This window comes from Paenibacillus sp. FSL K6-4396, from assembly GCF_038002525.1.
In the GTDB taxonomy this organism is placed as follows: domain Bacteria; phylum Bacillota; class Bacilli; order Paenibacillales; family Paenibacillaceae; genus Paenibacillus; species Paenibacillus amylolyticus_B.
Genome location: NZ_JBBOCR010000001.1, coordinates 4063811 through 4081684, shown reverse-complemented (window position 1 = coordinate 4081684; position 17874 = coordinate 4063811). Strand labels below are relative to the sequence as shown.

General features: G+C 44.1%; 16 protein-coding genes. 12 read left to right on the top strand and 4 right to left on the bottom strand.

Features of this window, described 5'->3' with window-relative positions:
• The first annotated feature begins 81 nt into the window (after nucleotides 1–81).
• On the top strand, nucleotides 82–786 hold the full coding sequence (locus MHB85_RS17635; RefSeq protein WP_341073325.1) for a response regulator transcription factor: 705 nt from the start codon (nucleotides 82–84) through the stop codon (nucleotides 784–786).
• 110 nt (nucleotides 787–896) lie between these two features.
• Here the strand turns inward: MHB85_RS17635 and MHB85_RS17630 are convergent, their stop codons facing one another.
• Nucleotides 897–1397, bottom strand: a complete 501-nt coding sequence (locus MHB85_RS17630; protein ID WP_253509110.1) for a C40 family peptidase — start codon at nucleotides 1395–1397, stop codon at nucleotides 897–899.
• 296 nt (nucleotides 1398–1693) lie between these two features.
• Nucleotides 1694–2335 carry a thiamine diphosphokinase gene (locus MHB85_RS17625; RefSeq protein WP_091020734.1) on the bottom strand — a complete coding sequence of 214 codons (642 nt, stop codon included), beginning with the start codon at nucleotides 2333–2335 and terminating at the stop codon, nucleotides 1694–1696.
• Nucleotides 2336–2517: 182 nt separating this feature from the next.
• Here MHB85_RS17625 and MHB85_RS17620 point away from each other — a divergent pair, with 182 nt between their 5' ends.
• Both MHB85_RS17620 and MHB85_RS17615 read left to right on the top strand, forming a co-directional pair.
• The gene (locus MHB85_RS17620; protein ID WP_091020735.1) at nucleotides 2518–3219 is read left to right on the top strand and encodes a trimeric intracellular cation channel family protein; all 702 of its coding nucleotides are present in this window, start codon (nucleotides 2518–2520) and stop codon (nucleotides 3217–3219) included.
• Between the two features lies 1 nt (nucleotide 3220).
• Nucleotides 3221–3691, top strand: a complete 471-nt coding sequence (locus MHB85_RS17615; protein ID WP_222215630.1) for a low molecular weight protein-tyrosine-phosphatase — start codon at nucleotides 3221–3223, stop codon at nucleotides 3689–3691.
• A gap of 165 nt (nucleotides 3692–3856) precedes the next feature.
• On the opposite strand, the gene MHB85_RS17610 is transcribed toward MHB85_RS17615, so the two are convergent.
• Nucleotides 3857–4591, bottom strand: a complete 735-nt coding sequence (locus MHB85_RS17610; protein ID WP_091020737.1) for an alpha/beta hydrolase — start codon at nucleotides 4589–4591, stop codon at nucleotides 3857–3859.
• A 256-nt stretch (nucleotides 4592–4847) separates the two neighbouring features.
• Between MHB85_RS17610 and pdhA the strand changes: the two genes are divergently transcribed.
• From pdhA to MHB85_RS17565, 9 genes are all read left to right on the top strand, one after another.
• Complete coding sequence (gene pdhA / locus MHB85_RS17605; RefSeq protein WP_017688072.1) at nucleotides 4848–5915, top strand: pyruvate dehydrogenase (acetyl-transferring) E1 component subunit alpha; 1068 nt, start codon at nucleotides 4848–4850, stop codon at nucleotides 5913–5915.
• A 101-nt stretch (nucleotides 5916–6016) separates the two neighbouring features.
• On the top strand, nucleotides 6017–6994 hold the full coding sequence (locus tag MHB85_RS17600; RefSeq protein WP_076210115.1) for an alpha-ketoacid dehydrogenase subunit beta: 978 nt from the start codon (nucleotides 6017–6019) through the stop codon (nucleotides 6992–6994).
• 176 nt (nucleotides 6995–7170) lie between these two features.
• Nucleotides 7171–8493 (top strand): dihydrolipoamide acetyltransferase family protein, encoded by a 1323-nt coding sequence (locus MHB85_RS17595; protein ID WP_341073323.1) that lies wholly within the window; start codon nucleotides 7171–7173, stop codon nucleotides 8491–8493.
• A 3-nt stretch (nucleotides 8494–8496) separates the two neighbouring features.
• The gene (lpdA, locus tag MHB85_RS17590) at nucleotides 8497–9912 is read left to right on the top strand and encodes a dihydrolipoyl dehydrogenase (RefSeq protein WP_036613658.1); all 1416 of its coding nucleotides are present in this window, start codon (nucleotides 8497–8499) and stop codon (nucleotides 9910–9912) included.
• 505 nt (nucleotides 9913–10417) lie between these two features.
• On the top strand, nucleotides 10418–11212 hold the full coding sequence (gene thyA / locus MHB85_RS17585) for a thymidylate synthase (RefSeq protein ID WP_091020739.1): 795 nt from the start codon (nucleotides 10418–10420) through the stop codon (nucleotides 11210–11212).
• A 50-nt stretch (nucleotides 11213–11262) separates the two neighbouring features.
• Nucleotides 11263–11751, top strand: a complete 489-nt coding sequence (locus MHB85_RS17580) for a dihydrofolate reductase (protein ID WP_036613663.1) — start codon at nucleotides 11263–11265, stop codon at nucleotides 11749–11751.
• A 616-nt stretch (nucleotides 11752–12367) separates the two neighbouring features.
• Nucleotides 12368–13855: a glutamate synthase subunit beta gene (locus MHB85_RS17575; protein WP_091020740.1), complete on the top strand. Its 1488-nt coding sequence runs from the start codon at nucleotides 12368–12370 to the stop codon at nucleotides 13853–13855.
• Nucleotides 13856–14086: 231 nt separating this feature from the next.
• Nucleotides 14087–14578 carry a ferric iron uptake transcriptional regulator gene (fur, locus tag MHB85_RS17570; protein WP_036613667.1) on the top strand — a complete coding sequence of 164 codons (492 nt, stop codon included), beginning with the start codon at nucleotides 14087–14089 and terminating at the stop codon, nucleotides 14576–14578.
• Nucleotides 14579–14703: 125 nt separating this feature from the next.
• Complete coding sequence (locus MHB85_RS17565) at nucleotides 14704–17043, top strand: type IA DNA topoisomerase (protein ID WP_341073322.1); 2340 nt, start codon at nucleotides 14704–14706, stop codon at nucleotides 17041–17043.
• 35 nt (nucleotides 17044–17078) lie between these two features.
• On the opposite strand, the gene MHB85_RS17560 is transcribed toward MHB85_RS17565, so the two are convergent.
• Nucleotides 17079–17843 carry an HAD family hydrolase gene (locus tag MHB85_RS17560; protein ID WP_047843374.1) on the bottom strand — a complete coding sequence of 255 codons (765 nt, stop codon included), beginning with the start codon at nucleotides 17841–17843 and terminating at the stop codon, nucleotides 17079–17081.
• Between the last annotated feature and the right edge of the window lie 31 nt (nucleotides 17844–17874).

The window sequence follows — 17874 nt, the reverse complement described above, 5'->3', positions numbered from 1 at the left end:
GACTTTTTCATTTTACGGCATGCTATCTGTACCAACCATTGCTGCGAGCAGTGGGGATAGAGACAGGCCGGGTGAAAAAGAGTGAAAACAGCCATTTTGCTGATTGGGGCAGGAGAGCGGGTCAGCCTTATTCAGGATGTTTTATGTAGCGAAGGGTATGAAGTGCAACGAATGGAGTGGTCTGAACTAAACCAATCCGTCGAGCCTTCGTTGCTGCATATTAACCTGATCATCCTGGTAGACCGGGAAGAGGGGAAGGAACATTGTGGCCATGATCAGAAATTAGAGTTAAAACGATGGATTGATAAAGGTAAAGTTATACCTCTACTGGTTATTACTTCAAATGCATCTCCTCAGTTCATCGTGGAATGGCTGGATTATGGAGCTAATGACGTGATGGAGGAACCTATCCACATGACCGTAATGCTTGCCAGAATACGAAATTTATTGCGTGTTTTTGCGAATGCAACACCAGAGGACGAAGAAGTAATTGTAGTTCATGATCTTAGAGTGAATTTGCGTTCAAGAAGGGTAAGTCGTGCGGGGGAATACCTGACATTAACGCCAAAAGAGTACGAATTGCTGGAATTTCTGGCCCTGCATGTGAATGAAGCATGTACCCGGAGTGATATTTTGCGGGAAGTATGGGGATATGAGTATGCGATGGATACCAACGTTGTGGATGTGTATATCAAACATCTGAGGGTTAAGGTGGATAAGGGAAGAAGTGTGAAACTGATTCATACTGTGCGTGGGATCGGTTATATGTTGCATGATAAAAATTAGATTACGCAATTAGTTCCATGAATCACCAGTTTAAAGTGTGGCAAAAAGAGGGTAAAAATAAAAGACCGGATAATAAACCCCGGTCCTTACTCATTAGTTATGATGTGAATCTAAAGTACACGACGAGCTTTAACATACGTTCTCTTCCAAGTACCAGAGTCCAGATCAGAGAGGGTTACGCCTGGAGATCCGTACGTATGCAGAATCTTGCCATTTCCCGCATAAACGCCTACATGAGTAACATTGGAACCGGTAGAACGGCTACCACTGGAGAAGAATACCAGATCTCCGACACGCAGATTAGCTTTAGACACAGCTTTACCTTCTTTGGATTGTTTCACGGAAGTGCGCGGCAAATCTACACCATACTTTTTGAAAATATATTTCATAAAAGAAGAGCAGTCAAAAACTTTGGTTGTTGATGTTGAAGCACCAAATTTATATGGAGTTCCAGTGAATTTTTTGCCATAGTTAACAATTTGTTGACCTGTGGATACAGAAGCAGTTGCTGCCTGTGCAACAGGTGCGTTAGTCATTAATACAGCTCCAAAACCTAGTGTAGCGCACAACCCGACGGTTACGGCCTTTTGGACAAAGATGTTTGTTTTCATGTTAGTTAGTACCTCCAAAATTCGTTTTCGTTAAGTTGCTAGAGCGAGTATAACAGCTTTGTAACAGCCTAGAAATTGGATAGGGAAGTGTAATCCCTTGCGCCACAATGGTTTGGGTATGTTTATTAAAATATGATTAAAAATGTCAAAAAATTAATCATTGACGGATGAAGAATAATGATGAAACAACAAAGACCCTTGAAGATCAAGGGTCTTTATTATGTGTGAACCTATTTTTTTCATTGAATCACTGGTTACAAAAACGTAATAAATAACTATGAAGCATACGAATAGATTCAATCTTTGCTCTGAATAATCAGTAATAAGCCACTATCAATAGTGACTGTACCGGAGGAACCTAAGAGCTTGTTGCTTACACCCAGGGATTGTCCCATGCGAATGGTGGCTTGATCTAGCGGATACATAAAACCATCTAGAGTTATTCCTGTAACTTCATGAGTCAAGGGCAGCAGAGAAACATATTTATAGTCTCGGTGCTCAACCACAGCGTTGGATGTTGTCAGTGTCATGTAGTTGTGCTTGTCCTGAATGGCACAGGAGATATGATGTTGCATCGCGCGAACCATGATATGTACATTAGCGAGAGTGTGATCCATACGTGTACCTGTAGCACCTAACATTAAGATGTGAGAAGGTTCGTAATCTAGCGCTGTCTCAAAAGCCATTTCTGTATCAGTAAGATCCTTATGAACAGGGTCACATGTAATGAACCGAATACTATTGTTGCTTACAATGATACGTTCCTCTTCAGTAATGGAGTCGAAGTCTCCAACTGCAATGTGAGGCTGAATGCCGTGTTCAATTAAAAATAATGCACCGCGATCGGCCGCGATGATCATATCATCTTCTCGTATTTCCTGAAGTAATTCTACAGATAAGTTTCCGCCTGTAAAAATAACTATCCGTTTCACCGTCATTTTATTTCATCCTTCCTAATTCAGAGAAAAATAGTTCATTGTTCAAATATAATGTTGGAACCTGTACAAATATATTCACCAAACCAGTATAATCCACAAAATGTGGTTGCACAATTTAAGTGCTCGCGGATACAATGGGTAGAGCGACATGGAGATGACTTGAAAAGTGAGGTTTGAACAGGTTGGACTTACACATTTTTGAAGTATTCAGCATTATAGGCACTATCGCATTTGCAATGTCCGGCGCTTTCGTGGCAATGGAAGAGGAGTATGACATTCTGGGTGTACTAGTGCTTGGACTTGTCACGGCATTCGGAGGCGGGATTATCCGGAATGTACTTATAGGTATACCTGTAACGACACTGTGGAGCCAGGGATCACTTATTATGTTAGCCTTAGTATCTGTAGCGATTGCGTTTATATTACCTCTCAAGTGGATTAGTCACTGGAAGCGAACAGAGGCGTTGTTTGATGCAATCGGACTCGCAGCATTTGCAATTCAAGGGGCGCTGTACGCTGCGAACATGGGACATCCCATTAGCGCAGTTATCGTTGCAGCAGTAATGACCGGTATTGGTGGGGGCGTTATTCGTGATGTGCTTGCTGGACGTAAACCGCTTGTATTGCGTGACGAAATTTATGCTGTATGGGCAATGACAGCTGGTTTTGTCATAGGTATGGGCTGGTTAACAACGAATGCTGGATTATTATTTTGTTTTGCGGCAGTTGTGTTCTTCCGGATGTGTTCTGTACATTATAAATGGAAACTGCCACGTCGTTCGCTCGTACCATCTGAGACCGGGAACGTCAGTCATCAGCCGGAGAGCATCGTGACACAGCCAACATCGTCGGTACTTCAAGGTACGTTAAGCAAGGGGGATTAATATGATTAATGTTTTGTTTGTATGTCTGGGCAATATATGTAGATCACCAATGGCTGAGGCCGTTTTGCGTCACAAAGTCCTGGAGAAGGGGCTAGAACACCAGATTCGCGTGGACTCAGCGGGTACAGGCGACTGGCACGTTGGTAAACCTCCACATGAAGGGACTCGGAAATTGCTGGATTCGTACCAGATTTCTTATGCCAACATGGCAGCGAGACAATTCGCCAGCGAAGACTTTACTCAGTTTGATTACATTGTGGTTATGGATAATTCTAATGCAGATAATGTACGCAATGTTCCAGGCGGAGCTGATGCAGACATCATCAAGTTCATGGACATGCTTCCTGATGAAAAACTCAGAGAAGTACCTGACCCATATTACACAGGCAATTTTGAAGAGGTGTACGAGCTGGTTAACGCAGGCTGCGATGTTCTGTTGAAAAAGATTGAAGCCGAACATTCCTTAGCCTAAAAAGTAAACGAAATTCATGCTTAATTTGTAATTCGACAAAGAAGCAGGATTAGAGCACTTAAAGCAAGCAGGATATCCTGCTTCTTTTTCAGATTACAATTGTAAGCGGTATCATTGCGGTGGAAAACAATAGCGGCATTTCAGCCGCCTGTTAGTGTGGTCCTGTTATCTTTCCTGGAGAAAATAAAGTAATGCTTCGGGCAATTCCTTCTGCCAAAAACCCCATTGGTGTTTTCCGTCTTTCTCCTGGTAGGAGACGAGGGCACCACGTTTTTCCAGCAATTCTCGAGTATCCCGGTTTAATTGAACAAAATCATACGTACCCGTGTCTGCCTCAAAATCAGTCTCCTGCAAACCAACAATCATCCAGATCGAGAGCCAAGACAGATCTTCAGCTGCGGCATAGATTTCCTGAGAAGCAGAGTAGAAGGCGCCAGACATGCTGATCACACGTGTGAACAGATCCGGATATAACAGAGCAAGATGAAGCGAAACACTGCCACCGAGCGAGTCTCCGGCAAGAATGCGTTCCTGCGGAGAACGGCGCACAGGATATTTCTCTTCTATATAGGGAATAATCTCTTCAGCGAAGCAAGCGGTATATGCCTTGAACCGATCACCAAATGGAGCATATTCCTGCGTTCTCACAGACACATCGACCTGAACCCCTACAATAATGAAAGGTTCGGCTCCTTCGTCCAGAATAATTTGGTTAGCTGTTGTAGCAATTCGTCCGAAATTAAAAAATTCTTCGCCATCCTGACAATATACGACAGGGTAGCTAAGCAATTCGTTATAGCCCGGAGGGAGGTAAATACGGAGCGTTCGCTTCTCTCCGAGATAGCGACTTTCAATCTCTTCCTTCACAATCGTGCGTTTCAAATAGCGGGAATCCGTCATAAAACGTCACCTTTCTCGGTTAATTTTTTGCATTCGACCGCGCAATACGGTAAGATTACCCTTGTGCGGGGTTAGGTCAAACACGCAATCATGTATTATGCTGTTATACCAATATTAAGCCCCTGTTATACATACAATCCGGCAGGAAACATAAAAAAATTACGGATTTCTTTGACGTATGGAGTGAAACAGGTGTATAATAATATTATAACAGCGGAACTTGATATTCAAATTTTTTGTTGAGGTGAAGAAAAAAATGAGCAAGGTTCCTTATGAAGTGTATACAGAGGATGTAGAAGCTCTGTCCGTGCTGTCTCCTGACGGCGAAATTGTTAACAAAGACATGATGCCTACACTTTCCGATGATCAATTAAAAGAAATTATGTACCGCATGGTATTTACCCGTACTTGGGATGACCGTGCAGTAAACCTGGGCCGTCAAGGTCGTCTTGGTTTCTATGCTCCAGTATCTGGTCAAGAAGCTACAATGGTTGGTAGTGAATTTGCAATTGAAAAAGAAGACTTTGTATGTCCTGGCTATCGTGACATTCCGCAACTCGTATGGCATGGACTTCCTCTTTATCAAGCATTCTTGTACTCCCGTGGACACCAACATGGTGGACAAATTCCAGATGGCGTTAATGTATTGATGCCACAAATCATCATTGGTGCACAAATTCTGCATGCAATGGGTATCGCTATGGGTTACAAATTGAAGAAACAAAAACAAGTTGTTATCACGTACACAGGTGATGGCGGTTCTTCTGAAGGTGACTTCTATGAAGGTCTGAACTACGCTGGTGTATACAAGCTGCCTGTTATCTTCTTTGTACAAAACAATGGTTATGCCATCACAACTCCTTTTGCTAAACAAACAGCAGCTCTGTCCATCGCTCACAAAGCGGTAGCAGCAGGTATCAAAGGTGTTAAAGTTGACGGTATGGACATCTTCGCTGTTATCAAAGCTGTTCAGGAAGCTGCTGAACGTGGACGTAACGGAGAAGGCGCAACATTGATCGAAGCAGTAACTTACCGTTTCCGTCCTCACTCCCTTTCGGATGATGCTTCCAAGTATCGTACAAAAGAAGAAGAGGCAGAATGGTCTGCTAAAGATCCTATCGCACGTTTCGCTAAATATCTGGAGAAAAAAGGTCTTTGGACTGAAGAAGATACAGCACGTGTGAAAGAAGAAGCAAAAGCTAAAGTGAACGAAGAGATCAAAAAAGCGGAAAAAACCGAGAAAATGACGATTTCAGGCTTGATCGACAGCATGTTCGAACAAACGCCTAAGCACTTGGAAGAGCAAAAAGCTGATTTCCAATAAGTTTTTTCCGATAAAGCATAAACATCCGCGACTTTAATGTCCCGGTATACATGTACGAATTCAAATGTGAACTGTCAATGTTTAAGGAGGAAATGAAGCAAATGGCACAAATGAACATGAAAGAAGCAATCCGTGATGCGCTTCGCGTGGAGTTGAAACGTGATCCTAACGTTCTGCTTTTCGGTGAAGACGTAGGTAATGTAGGCGGCGTTTTCCGTGTAACGGAAGGTCTGCAAAAAGAGTTTGGCGAAGAGCGTGTATTTGATACACCACTGGCTGAGTCCGCTATTGGTGGTCTGGCTGTAGGTCTGGGTGTTCAAGGCTTCCGTCCGGTTGCTGAGATCCAATTCGTTGGTTTTATCTTCGAAGCGCTTGACCAAATGGTAGTGCAAGCTGCTCGTATGCGTTTCCGCTCCGGTGGAAAATACAATTCTCCAATCGTATTCCGTACACCATTCGGTGGCGGTGTAAAAGCGGCAGAATTGCATACAGATTCCCTGGAAGGTCTGCTCACGCAAACACCAGGTATCAAAGTCGTTGTTCCTTCTAACCCATACGATGCAAAAGGTCTGATGATCGCTTCTATTCGCGATAACGACCCTGTATTCTTCATGGAGCACTTGAACCTGTACCATGCTTTCCGTGCAGAAGTGCCTGAAGAAGATTACGTTGTTGAGTTGGGTAAAGCGAACGTTGTTCGTGAAGGTTCTGATGTAACAATCATTACTTACGGTATGATGGTTCACACTTCTGTGAAAGCAGCAGATGAACTCGAAAAACAAGGAATCAAAGTTGAAGTTATCGACCTTCGTACGGTTAGCCCGATCGACATCGATACTATCGTTGCTTCTGTTAAGAAAACAAACCGTGCAATTGTTGTACAGGAAGCTCAAAAGAGCGCAGGTGTTGCAGCTGAAGTCATTGCCCAAATCAATGAAAAAGCAATCCTGCACTTGGAAGCACCGGTTCTGCGTGTAGCTGGTCCGGACACTGTATATCCATTTGCACAAATCGAAGATACATGGCTGCCTAACCCGGCGCGTATCGTTGCTGCGGTTAACAAAGTCGTAAATTTCTAATTTAATCATCTGACATGCCGCAAGGCGCAGTATGGTGATTCACACCGCAGCGCAAGCTGCACTGTAAACAGCCATTAGCCCCTTGAGTAACAGTTATTTGCATTAGCAGTAACAGTTGTTTCTTGGAGTTAAGGGTTGTTTTCAGGATTGAGCACATAATCAAGGAGGTTTTTCAGTTGGCTAAATTTGAATATAAATTCCCTGAATTGGGCGAAGGCCTGCACGAAGGCGAAATCATCAAGATGCACATCAAAGTCGGTGACAAAGTAACTGACGACGACATCATCATGGAAGTACAGAACGACAAAGTGGTTGTAGAAGTACCTTGTCCGGTTAACGGAACAGTTACAGAAGTATTCGCTAAAGACGGTCAAGTCTGCCACGTTGGTGAAGTTGTAGCGATCATCGATGCAGAAGGCGAACTTCCTGAGCAAGACGACGCTCCTGCTGGCGATCAAGGCGAGCAAGAGAAAGATGCAGCTCAAGGCGGAGCTGACACAAGCGGTTCTTCTGCAGCAGCTTCCAGCTCGGATGCAGCTAAAGAAGGCGGCAACAACAGCGTTCCGGCAGTACCTGCCAAAGACGTTCTGGCAACACCAAGCGTGCGTAAATTTGCTCGCGAACAAGGTGTAGACATCGCTCAGGTTAACGGCACTGGCAACAACGGTAAAGTAACCAAAGAAGATGTTGAATCCTTCAAAAACGGTGGCGGTTCTTCCGCAGCGGCATCTTCCGAAGCTCCGGCTCAAGAAGAGAAAAAATCCGCAGCACCAGCAGCGGCTGCAGCTGATCAACACCTTGAAGAAGAGCGCGTACCATTCAAAGGTATCCGTAAAGCGATCTCTAATGCAATGGTTAAATCGGCTTACACAGCACCTCACGTTACAATCATGGACGAAGTGGACGTAACTGAATTGGTTGCTTTCCGTACTCGCATGAAACCAATTGCAGAGAAAAAAGGAACAAAAGTTACTTATCTGCCATTCATCGTTAAAGCACTGGTTGCGGCTTCCCGCCAATTCCCGGCTCTGAACGCTATGATTGATGAAGAAGCTAACGAAATTGTTTACAAAAAATACTACAACATCGGTATCGCTACAGATACAGACAACGGCTTGATCGTTCCTGTTATCAAAGATGCTGATCGTAAATCCATCTGGATGATTGCTGATTCTATCCGTGATTTGGCTGCTCGTGGTCGTGAGGGCAAATTGAGCGCGAATGAAATGAGAGGAAGCACAATCTCCATCAGTAACATTGGTTCTGCTGGCGGTATGTTCTTCACTCCAATCATCAACTTCCCTGAAGTTGCTATTCTCGGAACAGGACGCATCAGCGAAAAAGCAGTGATCAAAAACGGCGAAGTAGTTGCAGCACCTGTAATGGCTCTTTCCCTGAGCTTTGACCACCGTATCATCGATGGCGCAACAGCACAAAACTTTATGAATTATATTAAACAGCTGCTCGCTAACCCTGAGCTGCTTGTTATGGAGGTGTAAGATATGGTAGTAGGCGACGCTTCTCTCAATATCGACACATTAGTAATTGGTGCGGGTCCTGGCGGCTATGTAGCTGCCATCCGCGCTGCTCAACTGGGCCAAAGCGTATTGATCGTAGACAAATCCGAACTGGGCGGTGTTTGTTTGAACCGTGGATGTATTCCATCCAAAGCCCTGATCTCTGCTGCACACCAATATGAGTCTGCACTTCACGGTGAAGCTTTTGGTATCTCTGCTGAGAACGTAAAAGTGGACTTCAGCAAAACTCAAGAGTTCAAAAACGGTGTTGTTAAGAAAATGACTGGCGGCGTAGCTGGTTTACTCAAAGGCAACAAAGTTGAAGTTTTCAACGGTGAGTGCATGTTCATCAACGAAAACGAAGCTCGTGTATTCAATGACCACGAGTCTCCGCGTTACAAATTTAAAAATGCAATTATTGCAACAGGTTCCCGTCCAATCGAACTGAAACCTTTCCCATTTGGCGGACGTATTCTGTCTTCGACAGAAGCTCTGAACTTGCCTGAAGTACCAAAAAGCATGATCGTTATCGGTGGCGGATATATCGGTGCTGAGCTTGGTCAAATGTACTCCAAATTCGGTGCGAAAGTAACAATCATCGAGGGTTTGGATACAGTACTGCCAGGTTTCGATAAAGACATGACTAGCCTTGTGGCTAAAAACATGAAGAAAACAGGCATCGAAATCGTAACGGGTGCAAAAGCTGAAAGTGCTGAGCAAACGGATAAAGATGTAACTGTTAAGTACTCTGTAAATGGTGAGTCCAAAGAAGTAACTGCAGATTACCTGCTGGTAACTGTTGGACGTCGTCCAAACACAGATGGAGAACTTGGTCTCGACATGATTGGTGTTGACGTTGACGAGCGTGGATTTGTCAAAGTTGACCACCAAGGTCGTACTAGCATTCCTCACATCTTCGCTATCGGTGACATCGTATCTGGTCTGGCTCTGGCACACAAAGCTTCTTATGAAGGTAAAGTGGCTGCTGAAGCAATCGCAGGACAACCATCTGTAGTTGACTACAAATGTATGCCAGCTGTTGTGTTCACAGATCCAGAGTGTTCCAGCGTAGGTTACACTGAGAAAGAAGCTAAAGAAAAAGGTTACAAAGTAAAAGCTGGCAAGTTCCCTTATGCGGGTAACGGCCGTGCTGTATCTTTGAACCACGCTGAAGGCTTCGTGAAAATCGTAGCTGACGAAGAAAGCGGCCTTGTATTGGGTTGCCAAATCGTAGGTCTGGAAGCTTCCAACCTGATTGCTGAGCTTGGTTTGGCAATTGAGATGGGCGCTACTTTGGAAGATCTGGCTCTCACAATTCACGCTCACCCAACTTTGGGCGAAATCGTGATGGAAGCTGCGGAATTGGTTATGGGTCACCCGATCCACATCATCTCCCGTTAAGATCATCTAAGCTTCGGATCCGTCCGGCATTATACGTATATCAGAAGAGACGAATGACGTTAACGCGTTATTCGTCTCTTTTTTCTGAGCAAGAGCCGAGAAATTTAAGATACTCATGTATGTAATATGATGAAAATTTACACGCTCACAAGTTTTAGTGAATTGATTTTATCCAACAACTTAATTGTGGTACACTGTAGTAATGATCAGTTATGATGTGGCTCCAAGCCAATCACGGTCTATGTATTTAGTATTTAAGTTAAATTAATCTTTTACACGAGAACGTAGAGGACAGAAAGAACCTGAAGAAGCGGAGCTAAAAGCTTTCTGAAAGAAAGCTGCATCGGAAGCATACGCTTCGCCTTTATCACCGGATTTTACCTTTGGAAAAGGAAATCAAAAAAAATCTGGGGATAACAGCGATCGGAAGGTTGTTCTGTCATCGGAGTGGTAAGTGTAAATAATCTTTAGTTTAGTACGAATAAAAGTGTGAGGAGATATCAACATGAAAAACTATCTCGATTTATTGCAGGATATTCTGAACAACGGCGTGCATAAAGGAGACCGTACAGGAACAGGAACACAATCTGTATTTGGCAGACAGCTCCGTTATGATCTCTCCGAAGGATTTCCGCTGGTAACAACCAAGCGAATTCATCTCAAATCGGTTATTCATGAACTGTTGTGGTTTTTGAGTGGCGATACCAATATATCTTATTTGAAAGAAAACGGTGTGAAGATCTGGGACGACTGGGCGGACGAAAATGGCGACCTCGGTCCGGTATATGGTTCACAATGGCGTACTTGGGAAGCACCTAATGGGGAGAAGATCGATCAGATCTCTGCAGTCATTGATTCGATCAAAAATAATCCGGATTCGCGTCGTCACCTTGTCAGCGCATGGAATGTGGCTGAGATCAACCATATGAAGCTTCCACCTTGTCATTTTGCGTTTCAGTTTTACGTTGCAGAGGGTAAATTATCATGTATGCTTACGATGCGTTCCGTAGATACGTTCCTCGGATTGCCGTTTAACATCGCGAGTTATGCGCTCTTGACTCATATGATCGCGCAGCAATGTGACCTTGAGGTGGGTGATTTCATCTGGTCTGGTGGGGATGTTCACATCTATTCCAACCATGTTGATCAGGTCAAAACTCAGCTGGAGCGTGAACCTTATGCTTTACCTAAGCTGGTAATCAAACGTAAGCCGGATTCTATTTTTGATTATAAGTTTGAAGATTTCGAGTTTGAGAACTATCAGCATCATCCGGGCATTAAAGCTCCAATTGCAGTCTAATTATGTGTTCAATCTCGACAAGAGACTTGGATTGAAGGAGTGTATTACCCATGAGTATTGAATTGGTATGGGCAATGGGGGAGAACGGCGTGATCGGATTAAATAATTCGATTCCATGGCGTTTACCCAAGGATATGGCCTTTTTCAAACAACGTACATTAAACAAAACGATTATCATGGGACGTAATACGTGGGAATCTTTTGGCGGTAAGCCGCTTCCTCAGCGTCGTAATATCGTAGTGACAAGAGATCTGAACTACAAGGTGGAACAGGCTGAAATCGTACATACGATTGAAGAGGGTCTGAGTGTAACCAAAGGTGAGGAACTGTGCGTAATTGGGGGTTCCCAAGTGTATCGTGAGTTCCTGCCACTTGCAGATCGTCTTGTGGTGACCAAAATTCATGAGAATTTTGAGGGAGATACGTTTTTCCCTGAAGTGGACTGGTCCGAATGGGAACTGATTGAACAGATTGAAGGCGAACAGGATGAAAAAAATGTTCATGCGTATACATTTGAATTTTACGAACGTAAACGGTAAATGTGGCATAAGAAATTCCTGACTTCGGTCGTATTTGTATGATGAGAGGCGCTGATTGCGAAATATTCGTGAACAGCGTCTTTTCTTTTATAAAAAAAAGAGTCACTTGTTTAAATTGGAATACATATAACATTAATATAACATGATTAATTGGTATTTATGTATAATATACATACGACCAAGCATTAAACAGTAAAAAAGTGTAAAAGTTTTGAGGATTTAACGTTGTGAAGCCCTAAAACGAGTCTGATATTCGGAATTGAGAACGATTTATAGCAAAATATGTTGGATTTGATGATAAATTATCTAACATTCACTTAACGTTTCGACCTTTTGTTTCTTTAACACACACCAGATTCCGCAGTTCAGAACCGCATTTAACACCAAAATAAGGGTATTGACCATGGGTAGACTTGAAAGATATGATGTATAAAATACAAATAATTATGCGGATAATCCATTTAATATTCAGTACAGTAAATGCTACTATAATTGAAATATCTTCGAGAAGATTTTGTGATACAATAGACAAAAACTCAAGTAATGAGTAATCCATTTCATATAGAACCATGCACATGAAGGGATTAAGACAAGAACGGATGGGGGAAAACGTAAGATGTCTACACCTACTGGATTTATGGAATACAAACGTCAACTGCCAACAGATCGTGAGCCAGCGGAGCGGATTAAGGATTGGGAAGAGTTTCATAAACACATGGCTGAAGAAGAGCTCAGAACACAAGGTGCACGATGCATGGATTGTGGTACCCCGTATTGCCATACAGGTATAGATATGATTGGTGGCACGTCAGGTTGCCCCGTGCATAACCTGATTCCAGAATGGAATAATCTTGTATATCGCGGACTGTGGAGAGAAGCACTTGAACGCCTTCACAAAACGAATAATTTCCCAGAGTTTACAGGTCGCATCTGTCCAGCTCCTTGCGAAGGATCATGTACAGTTGGCTTAATTGGTCAGCCTGTAACCATCAAAACGATTGAAGAAGCAATTATTGAAAAAGGTTTCGAAGAAGGATGGGTGGTTCCGGAGCCTCCTGAAAAACGTACGGGTAAACGTGTAGCTGTGGTAGGTTCAGGTCCAGCGGGACTAGCTACTGCGGCTCAGTTGAATAAGGCAGGACATTCGGTAACCGTATATGAGCGTTCGGACCGTGTCGGCGGATTGCTGATGTACGGTATCCCAACAATGAAATTGGATAAAAAGGTAGTTCAACGTCGTGTTGATCTGCTCGAAGCAGAAGGCATTCAATTCATTACGAACACCGAGATTGGTAAAGATATTGCAGCACAACAACTGGTGGATGAATATGACGCTGTTGTATTGTGCGGTGGTGCAACGAAGCCGCGTGAATTCAATATTGAAGGCAGCGACTTGAAAGGCGTTCATTACGCCATGGATTTCCTGAATGGCAGCATTAAGAGTTATCTGGACTCCAATCTGGAAGATGGTCAATATCTGTCCGCTAAAGATAAAGATATTATCGTCATTGGTGGCGGTGATACAGGATCTGACTGTGTGGCTACATCGCTGCGCCATGGTTGTCGTACGATCACTCAATTCGGTACGCATACACAAGCGCCTATGGAACGTGATCGCATTAACAACCCTTGGCCGCAATTCCCGAACGTATACACACTTGATTATGCGCAAGAGGAAGCCAAAGCGTTGTTTGGTCAAGATCCGCGTGAGTTCTCCATCATGACAACGAAATTTGTCGGAGACGATGAGGGGAACCTCAAAGAATTGCATACAGTACAGATCGAGCGGATTGTGGATGAGACTGGTCGCAAGATTTATCAGCCGATTCCGGGTACAGAGCGTGTATTCCCGGCTCAGATGGCCATGATTGCCATTGGTTTTGATGGACCGGAACAAACGTTGGTAGAGCAACTGGGACTTGCAACAGATCGTCGCACAAACGTTAAGGCACGTTACGGCAAATACAACACCAATGTGGATAAAGTATTTGCAGCAGGTGACATGCGTCGTGGTCAAAGCTTGGTTGTATGGGCAATTAATGAAGGCCGTGAGGCTGCTCGTGAAGTGGACAAATACTTGATGGGTGCTTCGGTTCTGGTGTAAAAGTATAGAACAAGATATCATTGACAACCTTCGCGATCAGCGAGGGTTGTTTGCTGTTATTTTAACCAATTTGACTACATATTTCATGTAAGTGTGAGCAATATCATTGCTTTTTAAGTGATAAAGATTTATTATTATATTATAATGATTATAAATAAGGATTAACTGAAACCATGAATTCGTACGATAAACGTAAATTTCAATGAATATAAATCGGAGGTGCGACCTGCTATGGCAAGTAACCGGGACAAGTCCATTTCAGAACAAATCTTTCACATTAAAAATCAATTGGTTGAAAAAGGATATAAGTTAACACAACAACGGGAAGTTACTGTACGTGTATTGCTTGAACATGAAAAGGATCATTTTAGCGCAGAGGAAGTATTTCTCCTGGTTAAGGAGCAGTTCCCTGAGATTGGATTGGCTACCGTATACCGCACTCTCGAACTGCTGAGTGACCTTCAGGTCGTTGAAAAGATTAACTTTGGTGACGGCGCTGCGCGCTTTGATCTGCGAAGTACAGACGGTTCCCATCACCACCATCATTTGATCTGTACAGAATGTGGTAAAGTGGAAGAGATTATGGAAGATGGTCTGCTTCGTTTGGAACAACAAATCGAGCGTCAGTATGGCTTTGCTGTTACGGATCATCGTCTGGATTTCCAGGGTGTATGCAAAGAGTGCAGACAAAAACATGTATTAAAAGAACAAGCAGCAGGATAATTCATTTCGGGAAGGTGCTCCCGAATCCAAAATCTGATATAATGAGTTTCAGAAGCAAGGGGCTTCCGTCGGCGGAATGCCCCTTTTTGCCGTCATGCGGACGGTGAAGGAGGAGAGATGGACGGATGAAGACACTGGTTATAGCGGAAAAACCCGACATGGGTCGAACCATTGCCGCCGTCATAGAACCAAAGGCCAAGAACAATCGCACGTATCTGGAGGGTGAGCATTACATCATCACTTGGGCGATAGGGCATTTGCTTGGACTGGCTGAACCGGATGCCTATGATACAAAGTACAAACGCTGGAATATAGCGGACCTGCCAATCATACCCGATCAGTTCAAGATTGTACCCAATCCGAGGACAAAAGATCAGCTTAAAATGATTGGAGAACTGGCAAAACGGGCTTCAGCGATCGTTAATGCTTGCGATGCAGGGAGAGAAGGTCAGTACATCTTCGCCCTCATACAACAGCAATTGAAGCTGCGTCAGCCTGTAAAGCGTTTATGGATATCGGATTTGACAGCAGAGAGCATTAGACGTGGTTTTGATGGTCTGAAGGATGCCTCTGAATTTGAAAATCTGACCCATGCTGCTCGCGCCAGAAGTGAAGCCGATTGGCTGATCGGCATGAATGCCTCACGGGCGTTTACAACCCGCCATAATGCATTGTTGTCCGTAGGCCGTGTTCAGACGCCCGTACTCGCGCTAATCTACGATCGGGAGATAGAGATTGAAGCGTTCCAGTCACAGACCTTTTATGAAGTAGCCGCCTGGTTTCGGCAGGAAGGTGTCGAGTACCGGGGACTGCGTCAGGGAGATAAGTTGACCGATGCCGAGGCAGCAGAGGGCATTGCAGCTAGTGTGAAGGGCAAGACAGGGCAAATTACCAAATACGAAGCAAAGCAGACGAAGGAGTATCCGTTTCGTTTGTATGACCTGACCCTTTTACAGCGTGAAGCCAATGCCAAGTTCGGATATGGAGCCAAAAAAACACTGGATATTGCACAGGCCTTGTATGAAAAACACAAGGTGATTTCGTATCCGCGTACAAACTCCAACTATGTTACAGAACAGAATATTGAAGGTATGCACAAAACACTAAACCTGCTTAAAAATGGTACCTATAGTGAGCTTGCGCAAGGGGCCAAGCCAGAGCTTGTTCATAAGAATAATAAAGGGGTATGTAATCCGAGCAGGGTTGAGGATCACCATGCGATCCTACCTACTTTGAAGCGACCAGGTACCTTATCCAAGGATGAGCAGAACATCTATGATTTGATTGTCAGACGTTTCTTGTCTCACTTTTATCCTCCGGCGGAGTATAAGCAACATACCGTGCTCACCGAAGTGGAGAAACATCAGTTTAAGACATCTGTCAAAGAGCTGCTGTCCCTCGGATGGAAAGTGGTTCTTGGTTCTGGAGATCAGGAACAGAGCGGTGCAGGCAAGAAAAAGACCAAGAAAAACGGCAATGAGGATGAGGAAGCTGAAGAGTGGACGGACAAGGCTTTTGCTGTACAACCTGAATTGCCTGTTCAATGTACGAAGAGTGAGTTCAAGGAGAAGGCGACCCAGCCTCCCAAAAGTTATACCGAGGGAACATTGCTCAAAGCGATGGAGAGTGCAGGCAAGCAGATCGAGAATGAAGAGCTGCGAGATGCGATGAAAGATAGTGGTCTGGGTACTCCGGCTACACGTGCGGCTACAATTGAACGCCTCAAAAACGTAGGTTACATTACGCTGCAAGGGAAGAAAATGCAGTTAACGCTCAAAGGCAGAACAGCTATTGAGTTGATTCGCCGTGCGGGTGTAGATCTGTTAACTTCGCCTGAGATGACCGGGCAATGGGAAAGAAGATTATATCAGATTTCCAAAGGTGAGGCGGGTCAGGACAAGTTCATGGAGAACGTCAAGAAATTCACCTTGTCCATCATTGAGAAAGTGCGTGTACAAGCTCCTGCTCCAGCAGATGCTTTTGGAGAAGATTCACGGGCAGGCAGGGGGAAAGGCAAGGGAGCCAGAACCCAAGCTGGCAATACAAGGACATCTGCCAAGACGGCTAGTGGCAGTTCAACTGTAAAAACGTCCCTTCAGACTTCGGCATCTTCGTCCAGAGCTGGCAGTGGGAAAAGCACGACCACCAAGGCACCTTCCTCAACTGCGAGCCCAACCGGAGTGAGAGAGTTACTGGCACCTTGTCCTTCTCCCGGCTGTACGGGTCAGATTATAGAGGGCAAGAAGGGTTATGGATGCTCACGTTTCAAGGAAGGATGTTCATTTGTGGTCTGGAAAGAGTATGCAGGCAAGAAAATCACCAGTACGATGTTAAAATCGCTGATTGAGAAGGGCAGTACCCAAGTACTGTCGTTCAAACGAAAAGACGGGAGTACGGTGAAGGCACGGATTATTTTGCAGGACGTAGTAACAGGCAAGTTATCTGGTGAGAAACAGGATGCTTGATGTTAGTTAACAGTTAACATACAGTAAAAGGACCCTTATCCAAGGGTCCTTTTTTGTTGCTGCTGTTGTATATTTTCGTGTATGACTTTTGGTACCTCTTCCAGTGCAGTGATGGTATACATCGATGTTTCCGGATTAGGTTGAAGTTCTACGATGTTGTATTGCCATTCATTTGGTTGTTTGATATAAATGCTGTGAATTCCGGCTTTTACCGCAGGCATAATATCTGTACGTAGTGAGTTGCCAATCATCCAAGTTGCACGACGATCAAACGGACCGTTAGACAGAATGCCTTCCAGTGCCTCGACGTTTTTGTGTTGTCGGATATAGATCCGATCATCAAAATAAGCCGAGAGTTTCATCTGATCAATCTTCCGCTGTTGGATCACGGTTTCGCCGCCGGTATATAAGTAGAGGGAATGTCCAGCACCTTTGAGGTTCTCAAGCGTTTCAACCATATGAGGGTAGGGTTCAACCTCCTGGTCGTACACACTCATACCCAATTTACTCAGATAAGACTCTTCTCTCGGAGAGGTTAATCTGGCGAACTTGCTGGAGAAATAACGATAGGTATCAATCAGGGATTGCGGGAAATGATGACTCGCAAAACCAAGCTTGTTCACTCCGGTTACATCGATCTCCAGCTGTTTTTCCCGAATCTCTTGTGTTGTCAGAGAATGTCCATCAAACCACTCTTGCATATTCTCAAAGAATTCTCCCAAAATCAGGTTGAAGTACTTGTTGCAATATACGAGTGTATCATCAAGGTCAAACAAAATATGTTGTTTCATTATTTTCATGATCTAACTCACTCCTTGTAGCCAGTAAATC